This is a genomic window from Acholeplasma granularum ATCC 19168 (assembly GCF_000526235.1).
In the GTDB taxonomy this organism is placed as follows: Bacteria; Bacillota_I; Bacilli_A; order Acholeplasmatales; family Acholeplasmataceae; genus Acholeplasma; species Acholeplasma granularum.
This window is the reverse complement of sequence record NZ_JAFR01000006.1, coordinates 169,919-187,360: the sequence shown is the minus strand read 5'-3', so window position 1 is coordinate 187,360 and position 17,442 is coordinate 169,919. Positions and strand designations below refer to the sequence as shown.

Annotated in this window: 18 protein-coding genes; 5 read left to right on the top strand and 13 right to left on the bottom strand. The window is 29.6% G+C overall.

Annotated features, from left to right (window positions below; all coding sequences use genetic code 11):
- The first annotated feature begins 119 nt into the window (after positions 1-119).
- The gene (gene gpmI / locus G324_RS0101265) at positions 120-1,652 is read left to right on the top strand and encodes a 2,3-bisphosphoglycerate-independent phosphoglycerate mutase (RefSeq protein ID WP_025724589.1); all 1,533 of its coding nucleotides are present in this window, start codon (positions 120-122) and stop codon (positions 1,650-1,652) included.
- A gap of 62 nt (positions 1,653-1,714) precedes the next feature.
- Here gpmI and G324_RS0101260 read toward each other — a convergent pair whose 3' ends face one another.
- The 3 genes from G324_RS0101260 to G324_RS07580 form a co-directional block, all read right to left on the bottom strand.
- A complete protein-coding gene (locus G324_RS0101260; RefSeq protein WP_025724588.1) occupies positions 1,715-3,151 on the bottom strand; it encodes a hypothetical protein in 1,437 nt (478 codons plus the stop codon).
- Entirely contained in the window at positions 3,148-3,471 is a 324-nt protein-coding gene (locus G324_RS0101255; RefSeq protein WP_162146788.1) for a PadR family transcriptional regulator, read from the bottom strand. The genes G324_RS0101260 and G324_RS0101255 overlap by 4 nt, the downstream gene beginning before the upstream one ends.
- 141 nt (positions 3,472-3,612) lie before the next feature.
- Positions 3,613-4,305, bottom strand: a complete 693-nt coding sequence (locus G324_RS07580; protein ID WP_025724586.1) for a metallophosphoesterase — start codon at positions 4,303-4,305, stop codon at positions 3,613-3,615.
- Between the two features lie 105 nt (positions 4,306-4,410).
- On the opposite strand from G324_RS07580, the gene gcvT reads away from it, so the two are divergent.
- The 4 genes from gcvT to gcvPB are packed head-to-tail and all read left to right on the top strand — an operon-like array spanning position 4,411 to position 8,653.
- The gene (gene gcvT / locus G324_RS0101245; protein WP_084027020.1) at positions 4,411-5,493 is read left to right on the top strand and encodes a glycine cleavage system aminomethyltransferase GcvT; all 1,083 of its coding nucleotides are present in this window, start codon (positions 4,411-4,413) and stop codon (positions 5,491-5,493) included.
- A gap of 14 nt (positions 5,494-5,507) precedes the next feature.
- Entirely contained in the window at positions 5,508-5,876 is a 369-nt protein-coding gene (gene gcvH, locus G324_RS0101240; RefSeq protein ID WP_025724584.1) for a glycine cleavage system protein GcvH, read from the top strand.
- 12 nt (positions 5,877-5,888) lie between these two features.
- The gene (gene gcvPA, locus G324_RS0101235; protein WP_210994105.1) at positions 5,889-7,202 is read left to right on the top strand and encodes an aminomethyl-transferring glycine dehydrogenase subunit GcvPA; all 1,314 of its coding nucleotides are present in this window, start codon (positions 5,889-5,891) and stop codon (positions 7,200-7,202) included.
- A complete protein-coding gene (gene gcvPB, locus G324_RS0101230; protein WP_025724582.1) occupies positions 7,199-8,653 on the top strand; it encodes an aminomethyl-transferring glycine dehydrogenase subunit GcvPB in 1,455 nt (484 codons plus the stop codon). Before gcvPA ends, gcvPB begins: the two co-directional genes overlap by 4 nt.
- 45 nt (positions 8,654-8,698) lie before the next feature.
- On the opposite strand, the gene G324_RS0101225 is transcribed toward gcvPB, so the two are convergent.
- The 10 genes from G324_RS0101225 to G324_RS0101180 form a co-directional block, all read right to left on the bottom strand.
- Complete coding sequence (locus tag G324_RS0101225) at positions 8,699-9,352, bottom strand: deoxynucleoside kinase (protein WP_025724581.1); 654 nt, start codon at positions 9,350-9,352, stop codon at positions 8,699-8,701.
- Between the two features lie 140 nt (positions 9,353-9,492).
- Positions 9,493-10,446 (bottom strand): ABC transporter permease, encoded by a 954-nt coding sequence (locus G324_RS0101220; protein ID WP_025724580.1) that lies wholly within the window; start codon positions 10,444-10,446, stop codon positions 9,493-9,495.
- Positions 10,443-11,585 (bottom strand): ABC transporter permease, encoded by a 1,143-nt coding sequence (locus G324_RS0101215; RefSeq protein WP_162146787.1) that lies wholly within the window; start codon positions 11,583-11,585, stop codon positions 10,443-10,445. The genes G324_RS0101220 and G324_RS0101215 overlap by 4 nt, the downstream gene beginning before the upstream one ends.
- Entirely contained in the window at positions 11,585-13,093 is a 1,509-nt protein-coding gene (locus tag G324_RS0101210; protein WP_025724578.1) for an ABC transporter ATP-binding protein, read from the bottom strand. The genes G324_RS0101215 and G324_RS0101210 overlap by 1 nt, the downstream gene beginning before the upstream one ends.
- Positions 13,094-13,180: 87 nt before the next feature.
- The gene (locus G324_RS0101205; protein ID WP_025724577.1) at positions 13,181-14,263 is read right to left on the bottom strand and encodes a BMP family lipoprotein; all 1,083 of its coding nucleotides are present in this window, start codon (positions 14,261-14,263) and stop codon (positions 13,181-13,183) included.
- A 130-nt stretch (positions 14,264-14,393) separates the two neighbouring features.
- The gene (locus G324_RS0101200) at positions 14,394-14,735 is read right to left on the bottom strand and encodes a hypothetical protein (protein ID WP_025724576.1); all 342 of its coding nucleotides are present in this window, start codon (positions 14,733-14,735) and stop codon (positions 14,394-14,396) included.
- A 17-nt stretch (positions 14,736-14,752) separates the two neighbouring features.
- Positions 14,753-15,118, bottom strand: coding sequence for a hypothetical protein (locus G324_RS0101195; protein WP_025724575.1), 366 nt, complete (start codon positions 15,116-15,118; stop codon positions 14,753-14,755).
- 1 nt (position 15,119) lies between these two features.
- A complete protein-coding gene (locus G324_RS0101190) occupies positions 15,120-15,482 on the bottom strand; it encodes a hypothetical protein (protein WP_162146786.1) in 363 nt (120 codons plus the stop codon).
- Positions 15,469-16,338: a DegV family protein gene (locus G324_RS0101185; protein ID WP_025724573.1), complete on the bottom strand. Its 870-nt coding sequence runs from the start codon at positions 16,336-16,338 to the stop codon at positions 15,469-15,471. Before G324_RS0101185 ends, G324_RS0101190 begins: the two co-directional genes overlap by 14 nt.
- A gap of 12 nt (positions 16,339-16,350) precedes the next feature.
- On the bottom strand, positions 16,351-17,418 hold the full coding sequence (locus tag G324_RS0101180) for a hypothetical protein (protein WP_025724572.1): 1,068 nt from the start codon (positions 17,416-17,418) through the stop codon (positions 16,351-16,353).
- Positions 17,419-17,442 lie beyond the last annotated feature (24 nt).

Genomic DNA, 17,442 nt, shown 5'->3' with positions numbered 1-17,442 from the left:
GTTTCTTTATATCTTTTATAATCCAAACTAAGAAATGTATACCCTTTCATAATAATATTATTATAATCAAAAATTATAATATAGTATAATATTTATGAAAAGAAACGAGGTAAATATAAATGAAAGAAAAATTTGCAGCACTTATCATCATGGATGGTTTAGGATTAGCACCGGCTAGTGACTCAAACTCAGTTACACTTGCTGATACATCATACTTAGATAATTTATTAAAAGAGTATCCAAATAACACATTAGTAACATCAGGTGAAGCAGTTGGTTTACCTGATGGTCAAATGGGTAATAGTGAAGTAGGCCACTTAAACTTAGGAGCTGGTCGTATTGTTTGGCAATCATTATCAAGAATTAATGTTGCGATTAAAGATGGTTCTTTTTTTAAGAATCAAGCATTTTTAGATGCTGTCGCATATGCAAAAAAACATAATTCTAAATTACATATTATGGGATTAGTATCTGATGGTGGTGTACACTCACATGTTGAGCATTTTAAAGCATTATATGATTTTTCAAAATCCCAAAACATTTTAGAAAATACATATTTACATGTATTCACTGATGGTAGAGATACCCCACAAGAATCAGCTTATGGTTTTGTCAAAACATTAGTTGATTATGGATTTAATGTGGCAACAGTTTCTGGTAGATATTATTCTATGGATAGAGACAATAACTGGGACCGTATCCAACTTGCATATGATGCAATTACACTTGGCGATGGTCCACACTTTAACAGTGCACTTGATGGTATTGAATCAAGTTATAAAAATGGCATCCAAGATGAATTTATTATTCCGTTTGTTGTAAACGATAAAGGCTTAGTTGAAAATAATGATGCCATTATTTTTGCAAACTTCAGACCTGATAGAGCAATTCGTATGGCAACAGCTTTATCAAATCCAGCTGAAGCTAAAACTTTATACACTGATGGTAAACCATTATTAAATGTTTCTAAAGCACCTAAAAACATCTTCTTTGTATCTATGATGCACTATAAAGAAACTGTAAAAGGACCACTTGCATTTGAACTACAAACATTTGATGATTTATATGGTGAGGTAATTGAGAAAAACGGTCTGAACCAAATTAGAGCAGCAGAAACTGAAAAATACGCACACGTTACATTCTTCTTTGATGGCGGTAAGGAAGTTCCTTTAAAAAATTCTACTAGAATTTTAGCAGAATCACCTAAGGTTGCAACATATGATTTGAAACCTGAAATGTCTGCTTATGAACTAACTGATAAAGTCATTGCAGAACTAAGAACAAATAAATATCAAACAATGATCCTAAACTTTGCAAACCCTGATATGGTTGGTCATACTGGAAATATTGAAGCAACTAAAAAATCAGTTGAAGTAACTGTTGAATGCGTTGGTAAAGTTACAGATGTTATTACAAAAGAGTTAGGTGGTGTTGCTATTATTTTAGCTGACCATGGTAATGCAGAAAAAATGCGTGATGAATTTGGTAATCCACACACTGCGCATACAACTAACCTAGTACCTGTTGTAATTACTAAAAAAGGTATTAAAGTAAATAGTGGTGCACTTTGTGATGTTGCACCTACTCTACTTGATTTACTTGGTATTGATAAACCTAAAGCAATGACTGGTAAATCACTAATCGTTCGTTAATTAAACATAACCTATATAAAAAAGCTTATCCCATATCAATTGATACCGGATAAGCTTTTTTTTTAATTCGGATAATAATTTCCTTCACTTGGTCTAATAAGTGATACATCTATAGTTGTTGCTGATTCTGATTTATTGTCTTTTGGAACTAAAATAGCAAAGACATGGGTAATATTACTTTTTTCAACTAAAGGTATTGTAATATATTGATTTGTGCCACTTTGTGCTTTGTAAACATCAATTTTTCTTAAATAGTTATCCATAAAATGAATATCATAATAGGAACTATTATAATTGATGAATAATGTCCACCAGTTTATTTGTCTACTAAATTTTAATACCTCAACCTGATTTATTTCAGTTACTGATAGTGTCTGATTTAAATTTAATATTTTAGGTGATTTTTTTATAAGGTTAAAGGATCTAGGTGCATTAGTTTGATTAAGTACTGCAAATATTTGTCTTTGGAAACTAAGTGTACCCGGTGGAATGCCAGGATAACCAAAAATATCTTCAATGTGCATTAACTGAACACTTTTTTGATAATCTTTATGTGTAATAAACTCATAATCATTAAATGTTGTATTTACTTCATATATATAATTTTTATGTGGCTCTAATGTAATATTAGAATTTAAGGTGACTTGTTGTGGTTCTACATAATAACCTATTTCTTCATTGGCAATATATGATACTTCAATATAATAATTAGAATAATTTTCTAAATAATAACGTCCATATTGATCGGGGGTTAAGTATGTATTATTATCCGCATCCAATATTTTAAAAACGAACTCATCTTTATTAACAATATTATTAAAGTTAAATTTATAATTACCACTATATACTAATCTAAATAAAAATTTGGCCTCACCTAGTTCATTTATTTTTAATTGATACAATTGATGTGTATTTATTTGTGAAATACCATCAAATATAAACTCTTTAACTTCATAAGTTATAACATTAGAAGACTTTGATCGAACAAAGAATCTAGTATTATTTTCAGCATATACATAAACTTCATTTACTCCATACCTTAATGGTGTAAACTCAAAATGTGTGTCTTTAGTTTCGTGAATATCTGTTCCATTTACCACTACATAATATTTGTCCGCATTTGGTATTTCATCCCACTCAATTATCATATCATTCATACTAATAAGAGGTCTTTCGATGAATGTTTGAATATTTAGTATAAGAGCTGTAATAAAAAATATAAGTATGATAGACATTATAAATGAGCTAAGTATTAAACTATATCTAATGAGATTTGGATACTTCTTTAATATTAGACTATCTGCAATAGATTTTGCATAGTTAGATGTATCTATAAGTTCAGGCGTTATTTCTAAATTATTTGCTTGCATATTAATAAACATATCTTTTAAATCTTCAGTTGATTGTTTGTATAATTTATTATTTTTAACAATACGGCGTAGTTCTTTTTTAATACACTTATATGTATACTTATATACACCCTTTAATTTTATTTTCATTCCTTATCCTCCAATAGTGTAGTGGCAATTTCTTTAAATTCATTCCAGTATTCTTTAATCAAATTTAGTTCAATAATACCTCGTTTTGTTATACTATATTTTTTGATCTTTGGTCCATTTGGATTATAAAATTGTTCTGATGTCACATACTGATCCCTTTCTAAACGTAACATCAAAGGATAAATTGTTCCTTCAGAAATTTCTAAATTTGATTTTTGTCTAAGATATGTAATTATTTCGATACTTGAAAAGGTATTATTTAATAAGACTTTTAATATAAAGCCCTCAATAAATCCTTTTATCATTTGAGTTTGTATCATAATTATCAGTTCCTTGTATTGCAATATACTGAAATTATATATTTTTTATTTTATGTTGTCAACAATATTAATAATAAAAAAACATCATTTATTTTCATTAATAAACAATGTTTTAATTAATAATTTATTTAGATAGTATTTTTATATTAATTTATTACCAAATTCATCAAATATCAATATGTGAACCTTTTTATTTAAAACTGTATTGGCATCAATACCAATAAAGTTTCCCATTTCAAATATATCATTACTTTCTATACCCAATTCATAATAATTCATAGCACTAGCATGCGCATGGCCGAATACGTAATATTTATCTTTTGTATCAAAATGTTTTAAAAAATAAGGTGTGGATGCAAAATTATATATATACCACCCTCGTTTCTTATCATATGCATATCCTGCATGTGTGAATACATAATCACCTAGTTCAAATTTATCAATCATTTTTTCAAGTAATGTTATCAAGTTAGGAAACCTTTTATTAATTGAATCTCTCATCATAGGAATCGTTACACTATCTTTTGAGGCTAGTTCAATTAAAGTGTTACCAAATCCGTTTTTTTGAATATTAAAAATACCATCACTTTCGTTTTTTAAAAACTTTAGTAAAAAATCATCATGATTTCCTCGAATCATGATAATTCTATTTAATTTATCAAAATGCATAAGATAGGCTAAAACTTGAAGGTTTTGAGTACCTCTATCAAAATGATCTCCTAAAGATAATAAAATATGATTATCATCATCCATATTAAAACCAGCCTCATCTAAAGCTTCAACTAAAGGTTTTAAATTCCCATGAATATCAGAAAATACAAAATATTTTTTCATAACTTTACCTCATATATGTATTTTAACATTTTATAAACTCTTAGCCCTCATAAAAGTCCATTTTAGTTTATAATAGATATAACAAAAACTATAAGGAGTGTTTGTATGCCTATGAACAATTTAAGAAAAACATTTTTACATTCAAAACATGTTTCATTAGGTGCCAATCTAATTAATTTTGGTGGATTTGATATGCCTTTATACTACACATCAATTGCTGAAGAGCATCACTTTGTTCGAAATAACTGTGGTATATTTGATGTTTCACATATGGGTCAAATTGTAATTAGTGGTGAAGATGCTTTAAATTTTTCAAATTATATTTTAACAGCTAAAATTGAGGTTTCACGGAAAATCCAATATGCACTACTTGTTAATGATAAAGGAAATATCGTTGATGATTTAATGGTTTATCCATTTAGTGAAGATCAAATTTTACTTGTAGTAAATGCTTCAAATATAGAAAAAGATTATGATCATTTACTTAACAATAAAGAAAAGTTTGATGTTGTTATAAGAAATATAAGTGATAGCTTTGGATGTATAGCAATACAAGGTCCCGAAAGTTTTAATAAAATGTCAAAAATATTTAAAAATCTTCCACTCCATTCATCTGATTATATGTATTTTAATGATGAAAATGGTCCACTACTCATATCAAGATCTGGTTATACTGGAGAAGACGGATTTGAAGTTTATGCTCATGATTCTTATATTAATCAAATATGGGATAAGCTTTATGATGACGGTGTCAAACCTATTGGTTTAGGTGCAAGAGATACACTTCGCTTTGAAGCAGCAATGCCTTTATATGGTAACGAAATGGATGAGACAATCAATCCATTTGAAGCAGGTTTAGGTTTTGCTGTTGATTTTACTAAAACTGATTTTTTTGCCAGAAATATTTTGATTAATCAAAAAGATACTTTGACTAGAAAAAGTGTAGCACTTGAATTGATTGATAAAAATATAGCACGTTCTGGCTATGAAGTTTTTTTCGAAGGTACTAAAATAGGATTTATAACAACAGGTTATTTATCTCCTACTACAAAAAAAGCATTGGCTTTTGCTTTAATCGACATTAATTATGCAAAGTTAGGCTCAACAGTTGATATAATGATTCGAAATAAGTATTATAAGGCTATTATTAGAAATAAGAAATTCATTAATAAAAATAATAAAATTTAAAAGGAGCAATTATTATGAATAAAAATAATTTACTATATTTAGAAACACATGAATGGGCATTTATCGAAGGAAATATTGCAAAAATTGGTATTACATCTTATGCAGCAATGCATTTAGGTGACATCGTATTCTTTGATTTACCTGAGGTTGGACAATCATTTAAAAAGGGTGAAGTTTTTGCTGCTGTTGAATCTGTAAAAAGCGCATCTGATTTATACTTGCCTTTATCAGGAAAAATAGTTTCAGTTAATACAAAACTTAGTGACGAACCACAACTTGTAAATGAAGACCCATTCGGGAATTTTATTGTTGAAATTGAACTAACAAACCCTTCAGAATCCGCAGAACTTCTTAATGTTGCAGATTATGAAGCTGCTTTATAGGAACATTTAATAATGCATAAATATTTACCACATACAAAAGTAGATATAGAACATATGTTAAAAAAAATCGGTATTCAACATATCGATGATTTAACCATGTATATACCTAATGATTTAAAATATAATAAACCATATGGCATTCCAAATCAGTTATCTGATTTGGAATTAACTAAAGAATTATTGAATTTATCAAATCTAAATAAACAGTTAACTATATTTAGAGGTTATGGTGCATATGACGTTTATACACCTTCTATTGTTAAATCACTTACTTCTAGACAAGAATTTTTAACCTCATATACACCCTATCAACCTGAAGTAAGTCAAGGTACACTACAATATATTTTTGAGTTCCAGTCACTAATTTGTGAAATAACTGGAATGGATATTACAAATGCAAGTATGTATGATGGTCCAAGTGCAACTGCTGAGGCAATGTTTATGGCCGTAGCAGAAACAAAAAGAAAAAAAATCATTTATTCTGAAACAATCAATCCAAGAACGATAGATATTATAAAAACTTATGGTAAGTATAGAGATCTAGAGTTTGTACTATTACCTGAATTAAATGGTGTTAGTGACTTATCAAAACTTGCTGATTTATTAAAAGATAGTGCTGGAGTAATATTTCAAAATCCAAATCATTATGGCAACATTGAAAATCTTGATGGTATTAGTAATTTAATTCACGAGCATGGTGCACTATTTATTACAAATCAAGATCCTCAAAGTTTAGCACTTTTAAAAACTCCGGGTGAACTTGGTGTTGATATAGCAACCGGAGATCTTCAAAGTTTTGGTATACCACTTTCATATGGTGGTGCTTATGCAGGTTATTTAGCTACTACAAATAAACTCATAAGAAAAATGCCTGGTAGAATCTGTGGTGTGACAACTGACTTAGATGGGAAACGTGCTTTTGTTTTAACATTACAGGCAAGGGAACAGCATATTAAACGCGCTAAAGCAAACTCAAATATTTGTTCAAATCAATCTTTAATGGCTCTGTCTGTTGCTATTTATTTATCAAGTCTAGGTAAAAACGGATTTAAAGATGTTGCAAAACTTAGTTTAAATGGTGCTTATTATTTAGAATCTAAATTATTAGAAACAAACCTTTTTAATAAAGTATTTGATCAACCTCACTACAAAGAATTCACACTCAAATTTAATGGCGATGTCAATAAATTTGATGAGTATCTAATATCTAAAGGATATTTAGGGCCAATTCATTTAGGTGACAATCTACTGACATTTGCAGTAACAGAAAAACGAACAAAAAAAGAAATTAATGAATTTGTAAAAGTTATAGGTGAATTCAAATGAGATACTACGATAAACTAATATTTGAACTATCCAAGAAAGATAGAGTTGGACACAACCTTCCAACTAATGATTTTATTGATATAAAACTAGATTCAAAGTTATTAAGAAATGATGATGCAAACCTACCTGAGGTTACTGAATTAGATTTAGTAAGACATTATACAAACGTGTCTTTAAAAAATTTCGGAGTAGAAACAGGTTTTTATCCGCTAGGATCTTGTACAATGAAATACAACCCTAAAATTAATGATGAACTTGCAACACTACCTGGGTTTGCAAATATACATCCACTTCAGCCTAATAGTGTATCTCAAGGATTCTTAAAAATATATCACGATTTGGCAATCTATTTATCTAAAATTACTGGTATGGATGCTTACTCACTTAACACATACGCTGGTGCTCAAGGTGAACTTGCCGGATTAATGATTATTAAGAAATATCATCATGATAGAAACGATTTTAAACGTAATAAAATTATAGTTCCTGATTCTGCTCACGGAACTAATCCAGCATCTGCTACTGTTGCAGGATTTGATATTGTAGAAGTTAAGTCTAACTTAGATGGTACGATAAATATTGATGCCTTAAAAGAAGCTTTAGATGATACTGTTGCAGGGTTAATGCTAACAAATCCAAATACTGTAGGTATGTTTGAAAAAGATATTTTAGAAGTAAGTAATTTAATTCATGAATGTGGTGGCTTGTTATATTATGATGGTGCTAATTTAAATGCTTTACTAGGTATAGCAAGACCTGGTGATATGGGCTTTGATATTACACATTTAAACTTACATAAAACATTTTCTACACCACATGGAGGTGGTGGACCGGGTTCTGGTCCAGTCGGAGTAAAAGGATTTTTAAAAGACTATTTACCTGGTCCTGTAGTGTATAAATATAGTGATAAATATGTTTTTGAAACACCAAAGGAAACAATAGGTGCTTTATCATCCTTTTACGGAAATGCGTCTGTCTACTTAAGAGCATATGTTTATATTCGTACATTAGGTGAGGAAAACATTTCAAAAATAGGACCACTTGCCACACTAAATGCAAACTATATTAAAGAAAGTTTAAAACACTTGTTTAAATTACCTATAAAAACGCATGCGATGCATGAGTTTGTATTTGATGGTCTAATTGATCAATCAACTAATATTAAAACATTAGATATAGCAAAACGTTTATTAGATTATGGTATTCATGCTCCAACTATTTATTTTCCATTGACATTTAGTCAATCACTTATGATTGAACCAACCGAGGTTGAGAGTTTAGAGACCTTAGATCATTTTATTGAAACAATGTCTATTATTGCTGATGACTCTATAAATAATCCACAAATAGTTAAAAATGCGCCACACAATACTATTGTAAGAAGACTTGATGAGGCAAAAGCAGCTAGAAATCCAATTGTAAAATTTAAAGATATCTCAAAGTTAACTTAACATATAAAAAGGACCTATCATTAATCAGATTAGGTCCTTTTTTGCTTACTTATTTTTTAATTTTTCCTTAATTTGGTTAATTATAATTTTTCTATCATCCAAATTATGTACAACATTATATTTATCCGTATCAATGATAAAACAATCACTAAACTTATAATGCTCTTCTAGCCAGTTGTCATAGCCATCCCATAGACGTTTATAATAACTTTTTAAATCATCATCTATTTCAAAAGCACGTCCACGACTCTTAATTCTATCTAAAACAGATTCAAATGAACCTTTTAAATATATCATTAAATCTGGTGATTTTTTTGGTAATGACTCAATTTCTTCCATCATATTATCCAATAACTCAGAATAAATATCAAACTCTAGTTGATTCATTCGTCCTAAATCAAAGTTCGTTTTTGCAAAATACCAATCTTCATAAATAGAACGATCGACAACTGAAAAATTACTCGTAGCATTTTTAGCAGCATCTTTTAAAGCTTTAAATCTTGAATTTAGAAACCATAGTTGAAGTAAAAAAGGATATCTTTTAGCCTTAGTTTCTTCTTCTGATGCCGTATAATATAAAGGTAAAATCGGATTATCATCGACACTTTCATAATACATTTTTCCCTTAAACTCTTCTGCTAATATTTCTCCAATGCTGGTTTTACCTAAACCAATCATTCCACCAATAACTATTAACATATCTTCACTTCCTTCCAATAACTATTGTAAGTTTTATGAGTCTTTAAGTCAATGCTGAAAATATGTGTAAATGCTATCAATTCAATATATGTTAAAAATAAAAAATAGGCAAAATAATTTGCCTATTTTAAATCTATTTATTATCGTTTACCCATCTCATATATTTGTCCTAATGATTTAGGTGCTCTACTGTTTCTAGAAGTAAATGCCAACACTACTAAAGTTATAACAAATGGCAACATTTGATAAAATTCTCTAGGAATAACTAAATCTTTTAAGAACGGAATAATTGAATAAGCACTTGCTATTGTTCTAAATAAACCAAAGAAAATAGCAGAAAGTAGAATTCTACCTGGATGCCAATTACCAAATATTAATACAGCTATAGATAAAAAACCCATACCTGCAACTGTCGCATCAAACGATTCAGATGTTGTAACAACAAATATTAAACCACCAATACCAGCAAGAATTCCAGATGCTAATACAGATAAATATCTAATTTTATAAATATTTATACCTTGTGCATCTGCAGCTTGTGGATTTTCTCCTACAGCTCTAATTCTTAAACCTGATTTAGTTTTATATAAAAGTACCCAAATAAATACGAGTATTCCTATTGCTAAATAAAAACTAATATATGTTTTTTGGAAGAATATTTCACCTAATAAAGGTATATCACCTAAAAAAGGAACTTTATCAATTCTAAATACAGAATTAAATTTAACTTGTTGACCACCTAACACACTTCTTGCAGTAAATATAGCAAAAGCAGTTGCAAACAAGTTGATTGCTGTTGCACTAATTGTTTGATCAGCATTTAATTTTATTGATGCAAAAGCATGTGCTAAAGAAAATAAACCACCAGTGATTCCACCAACTAAAATACCAATAAAGAAAATGATTTGTTGTGGTGGTGGGTTTGATCCTAATTGTAGGATTCTAATTGTCCATGTCCCAAAAAATGCACCTAACAACATAAGACCTTCTAAAGCAATATTGGTGACTCCACTTTTTTCAGACATTAATCCACCCAAAGCGACAACTAATAATGGGATAATACTTACAAAGGCTAATTGAATAATCTCAATCATTTTAAATCACCTTCTTCCAAATTAGATTCGGCACTTTTTCTTAACATTCTTTTTTCTTTTAGGTTTGCTAAGAATAATTGAATACCCATTGCAATTGATGTGGTATAAACTATAACAGATGTCACAATGTCGATTATTTGTTGTGGAAAACCATTTATTTGCATATAGAATCCACCCTGTCTAATATAACTTAAGAATGTTCCTGCAAATGCAGCACCGATTGGATCTGTTAATCCCAGTAGTGCTACTGAAATCCCATCAAAGCCTTGTGGAAGTAAGTTATAGTCTGTATTCATATTTGTACCAATAACCAAGAACTGAACAGCACCAGCCAAACCTGCTATAGCTCCTGAAATTAGCATAGATAATACTATATTACGTTTAGCATTCATACCTGCATATCTACTCGCATCACGGTTAAATCCAGATGATTTAAGTTCATAACCAAATGTTGTTTTCTTAAATACATAATACATCAGTACTGCAACACCTATAGCAATTAATATACCAATATTGACAGATGAATTACTAAATAAGTTTCCAAACCTTGGAAGTGCTGCACTTGGTTGAATGTTTAAAGATTTAGCATATGTTAAATTATATATATTTTGTTTGATTAGATATACCGCCAAGAAAGTACCAACATAATTTAGCATAATACTTGAAACAACTTCATTTGTATTTGTATAGGCTTTTAATAATCCTGGAATAGCTCCCCATAAAGCACCAGCTAGGGTACCTAGAATTAGTGAGACCATCCAATGAAGTGGTGCAGGTATATTCCATAAAACTCCAATATGAACTGCAACATATGCACCAACAATCATTTGTCCAGATGCACCTATATTAAATAGACCTGTTTTAAATGCAACAACTAAGGCAACCCCGGTTAAAATAATTGGTGCAGCATGTAAAAGTAAATCACCTAAGCCTTTTACTCCAATACCTAAACCGCCAGATAACATCGTAATTAAGCCTGGAAATGCTCCTATAGGATTAAAGATAAGCATGATGATTAATCCAATTCCTAATCCTACACCAACCGCCAATAAACTAGGTTTTAATTTGTTGTATACTACATTTAAAACACTTAGTAGTTTCCCTAAGAAAGTCTTTTTATTTGTTTGATTAGTTTGCATTATTTTTGACTCCTTTTTGATCCAGACATATATAATCCTAATTCATTTGCAGTGACTTCATTAGTTTTAAATGAACCTGTAATCTCACCTTCATAAATCACCAATATTCTATCTGAAACATTAAAAATCTCTTCCAACTCATAACTTACAAGTAAGACACCACGTCCATTATCACGTTCTTTAATTAAATTATTATGAATATTTTCAATTGCACCAACATCTAAACCTCTTGTTGGTTGAAATGCTAATAAGAAATTATGGTTACGTTCTATTTCTCGCGCTAAAATAGCCTTTTGTTGGTTTCCACCACTCATACTACGTGTAGAGGTTTCCAAACCATTGGAGGTTCTTACGTCATATTTATCTATTAATTTTTGACTATAGTCTTTAATTGTATCGTAGTTCAACAGCCCAAACTTTTGAAACGGTTCTTTATAATAACTTTGAAGGACGAAATTGTCATATAATTTAAAATCAAGTACTAAGCCAAACTTATGACGATCCTCTGGTATATGCGATAAACCTGCTTCATAACGTTTTCTAATAGAAAATTTAGATATATCTTTTTCATTTAAAATGATTTGCCCTGATGAAATTGGCATTAGGCCAGTTAAAGCATATGTTAATTCTGTTTGACCATTACCATCAATACCTGCGATTCCAACAATTTCTCCAGCTTTAATCTCAAAATTGATATTGTTTAATATGTTTTTGTTTTTCCCATGTACTGATAAGTTTTTAACTTCTAAAATTGTATTTCCTGGATTATATGGCGCCTTATCATAACTTTGAAGTATTGGACGACCAACCATCATTTCAGCCATTTGATCAACACTTACATCTTTTACATCTAGAGTAGCAATTTTTTTACCACGTCTTAGTATTGTACAACGATCAGAGGACATTTTAATTTCGTTTAATTTATGTGTTATTAAAATAACAGCCTTACCTTCTAGTGCGAAATTCTTAATAACTTCTATTAACTCTGTAATTTCTTGTGGAGTCAACACTGCTGTAGGCTCGTCAAAAATTAAAATATCGCTGTCCCTGTATAACATTTTAATAATTTCTACTTTTTGTTGTTGACCAACGGTTAGTTCACTAACTTTTTTATCTAAATCAACATATAGATTATATTGGTTCATGATTTGTGTGATTTTTTCGCGTGCATTATCATAATATAAGATTTTATTTTTAGTTTCTTCTGAACCTAAAATAATATTATCCAATACTGAAAAAATCTCCACCAATTTAAAGTGTTGATGTACCATTCCAATATTATATCTTGCAGCATCATTTGGATGTTTAATATTCACTAACTCATCATTAATATATATATCACCTTCGTCTTGCTCATACAAACCAAACAATATTGACATTAAGGTACTTTTACCAGCACCATTTTCACCTAATAAAGCATGAACTTCTCCCTTTTTAACATCAAAATCTACTTGATCATTTGCAACTAAATTACCAAATTTTTTGGTAATACCTTGCATTCTTACCATATTTTGCCTCCAAAATTTGTATTTTAAATAAGGGGAACAAATAAATGTTCCCCTTGATTTAAAGTTTAAACCTTATTTGAATTTTACTTAATCGTTAATAGCAGCAATTAATCCTGCTGGAACAGTGTATCCAAGTCCAGTAATAAATGTTTCTAATTGTGCAGCAGTAGCAGGAACAGATATTGTACCAGCTTTAACTGTGTTTAAAATTGTATTATAGTTTGCTTCTGTAAAAGTAGTAAATCTTGAAGTTGTCATTGGTAAACCAACTGCATCATCAGAAACATCAAGATTCCAAGTTTCTCCACCTGGGAACTCATCAGCATAGAATGCTTCTAGTGCATCATAAGCAGCTGTACCAACACCCTTCATTGCTGAGGTTAATACTCTAGTTGAGTCATCAGCTTGATCAGAGTCAACACCTACAACCCATTTATTAGTTGCATCTTGTGCAGCAGCCATAACTGATAGACCAGCACCACCTGCAGCAGCATGAATTACTTGTACACCAGCTGAATACCAAGTAGCAGCCTCAGTTTTGTATGAGTCACTTGGACCAAATGTACCTAAATATGTATAGTGAGTTGGATTATATGCATAAGTTGTATTAGCAGCATCTTTTGCAGCTTGGTAAGCACCAGCAACCCATCCAATACCAAATCTTTGAACGGCTGGAACAGCAATCCCACCCATAAATCCTAGATTTGTTAAACCTTCTTTATAACTTGCATATGCAGCTAAGAATCCAGCTTGTTCTTCTTTAAAGAATATTGATAATGTATTATCTCCAACAACCGGATTAAAGTCTCCACTGTGTGGTGATCCGTCAATTAGGACAAACTTAACATCTGGATATTTAGTTTGTGCTTGGAAAATAGGAGTTTCAAAATAGAATCCTGGAGTAATAACAATCTTAGCTCCACCTGCAACTGCTAAGTCAATAGCAGCCATATAATCTGTAGTTGCTTCACCAGCAGGTTTGTAATATTTATGGGACTTCTTGAATTCTTCAGAATATTCAACAATTCCTTCCCAAGTTCCTTGATTAAATGAGCCATCATCGATATCACCAGTATCGGTAATCATAGCGATTTCGTATGAACTTGGTCCACATGCAACTAAAGCAAAACCAGCAACAAGAACCATTAATAAGAGTAACACTTTCTTCATTCTTTTTTCTCCTTTGAGTTTTTTTAAGTTTAAGATGTCTTCATACATCTCTTAATTTTAAGTATACTTTACTTACAATAATATTACAAGTAAAACCCTTACATTTATGTATTAAAAAAGATTTATATTTCTATAAATCTTTATAATTTTTAATTTCATACATATCAATATTATCAACCACTCCACTAATTTTAATCGCATGTGAAATTGATAAATCAATAAAATCTGATGTGTCACAAAGATTATCATTATTTTTCATGATAAATCCGAAAAAATCTCTAAATATGTCTATTTTACCTACATAGTCAGGAAATGTGATTCTTATACGTGTCTTAACTATATTATCAACACTGAAAGTTTCTTTGTTGTTTGTAAGATAAATAATATTTCCAGTTTTTTTAATAGTTAGTTTTTCTTCAAAAAATGCTTCATGTATCAAACTAATAATTTCTGCAAATTTTGTTATTTCCATGGTTTTCTTGCCTCTAATTATTCATCTATTTCAGCATCCATATAATCTTTAGGTTTAGACTTGTTTTTATCTTCTTTTTTTATATATTTCGAAATTGTTTGAGGTGGAAATAAAATATTTTGTAGTGGTATTAATAAAAATATAATCCAACCTGGATGCCAATATCCTGAAATACCTAATGCAATATAAGCTACAAATACAATAAGTGGAAAAGTAATCCTTATTTGTTTTAATCCCACTAGAAAAGGTACGATTGGAATTAATAAAAATGCTGTCCAACCTGGATGCCAAGCATCATATAAAAATCCAACGCTTAAAAAGATGATTAAAGCAATTAATGGTGTTGCAGCAACTATTCTTTTTTGCCAATTATATTGAAACATATCAATTACCCTCCGTAATTTTCTTTAGCTTAATAATTAAATTATTTAAAATCTCATGTATCATTTGGTTATTATAGTAAATGATATACGCATCACTATTTGAGTCTATATAATCTATTCTATATATCATTGTTAAAAAACTTAGTAAATCATCTATACTTTGCTCTTTAATTAAACTTTTATCGGCTTCACACTTAACAAATAATTGGTTTTTATCTAGATAATTTTTATCAATTAGGTGATTATTTTTAAGAAATAACATAAGTTGAGTAATAATATAACGTACATTATTCTCATCATTACTATTAAACAGCTCGTTTTGTACAGTATTAAAATAATTAATGTATTTATTATAGGAACGCATACTCATCTTCTATAACATAGCCCGCACCTAATATTTTTGAACCAATATGTGCGCCAACTGTTGGAGTAATTGTTGAAACTAGTACTTGTTTAACATTAGAAAGTTCTGTTTCAATTTTTTTCTTAAATTCTAGTGCATCATTTAGTCTGTTTGTATGAAGTACCATATAAGTAACCTTTTTTGCATCTTTTGCTTCATCTTTAATCATCTCAAACATTCTTTCAATGGCTTTTGAATGAACTCTAACTTTTTCTTTTGTTGTAATATATCCATTTTTATCTAAATTTAGTATTGGTTTTATTTTAGCTAAAATACCAATTGTTCCAGTAATGTTTGATAGTCTACCATTTTTAATTAAGTATTTTAAGTCGTCTACGACAAAATAGGCATTTGTATGATTTCTTAAGTTTAGTACCTCTTTTTCTATTTGGTCGTAAGTGTATCCATTTTCTAGTAGTTTTTGTGCGAAATATACCATATAACCTTGAAGAAGTGTTGCAGCCTTCGTATCTATAACTTTAAACTCGATATCACTAATTAGAGGTTTAATGATTTGCTCTAAGTTTTTACCATAAGTAGATAAATTCGTTGAAATCGGAAAATGAATGACATGTGTGCAACCCTCATTTTTCAATTCAGTTATTCGATCTAATATTTCTTGTGTTGTTGGTGCACTAGTTTTAGGTACACTCGGATCTTTTTCTAGTCTAAGATAGAATTCATCTGCTAAAATATCAACTCCATCTATTAATGTTTCACTTCCAAAGTGAATAGTTGTTTTTGTGATTTTCGCATGATGATCAAATGGTGCGTATGCTAAACCACTTGATGAATCTGAGGTAAATCCTATTTTCATAATATTCTCCTATTATAAGGCATCTGTGAAATGGAAAATATCAAGTTGTCGTCCACCACGTCTTTTATCTTCATCAACACGTTGCCACTTTGAACTTCTGCCTTTTCCAAGTACTTGGATGATTCCCTCATCCTTTAATCTTTTTAATGTACGATCAATTGTAATTACAGAAACGGTTGGATGTAAGCGTCTAAGTTCCGCTTTAGAAAATATTTCTTTACCATTTCTAATGGATGCTTCTATATTATCACTTTTATTTAATTTTATCTCAAATGAATACTCTCTAGAGTAATCATTGACTTGTTCATAAGCTGTATCAAATATGTCTAATAAGAACTTTGATAGCATATCTGTATTTGGATATCCAGTATTGTAATAGTAATTTGCTTGATTTATTGCTAATTCATATTGTTCAAATTTTTTATAGAACAATTCAAAAAATGAAAAATATTTAAACACTGAAAAGTCCCTTAAAATCATTGCATATAATCCTATATATGCAATGATTTCAGTACTTGAGGTGAATAAGTTATTATTAATAAAATCGACATAAAAATTTGATATCAATTGTGTTAATTCATATTGTTTTGTTTTATTTTGTTTATTATAGACTTCTATAATTTGATCAAGTTCATCTTTTTTACCATTAGTTTTTTTTGTTGCAAAAAGTGTCCCATCTTTTTTAACTAATGTTGTATTAAATTTAATTGGCTCATAATCCTTACTTAACATTCTAATTAAATTATCAAATTCGTTAGTCATGAGCTCAAATTCTTTAGGATGTTTTTGTATCGATGATAGCGCATCTTTAATATTAATTAATAAGCTTTCTGTTTTGTTTTTAGCAACTAACTTTTTGGTTGAAATTAGTTTTAATCTTGCATCAGTTAGTGGCATCTTTAATATTTTAGCAAAGTAAAATACGTTCTTTTCAATTGTCTTTTTTAAGAACACATCTTTATCTTTACTAAAGAGCTCATCATAGTAAAAGTCTTTACCTTTAGCTTCATAAACTTTTAACAGCAATAATAAAAGATCGGTAGATACTTGAAGTCTGTTCATGTTGGATAATGCTATCATTTAAATCCGTCCTTTTGTTTTTAT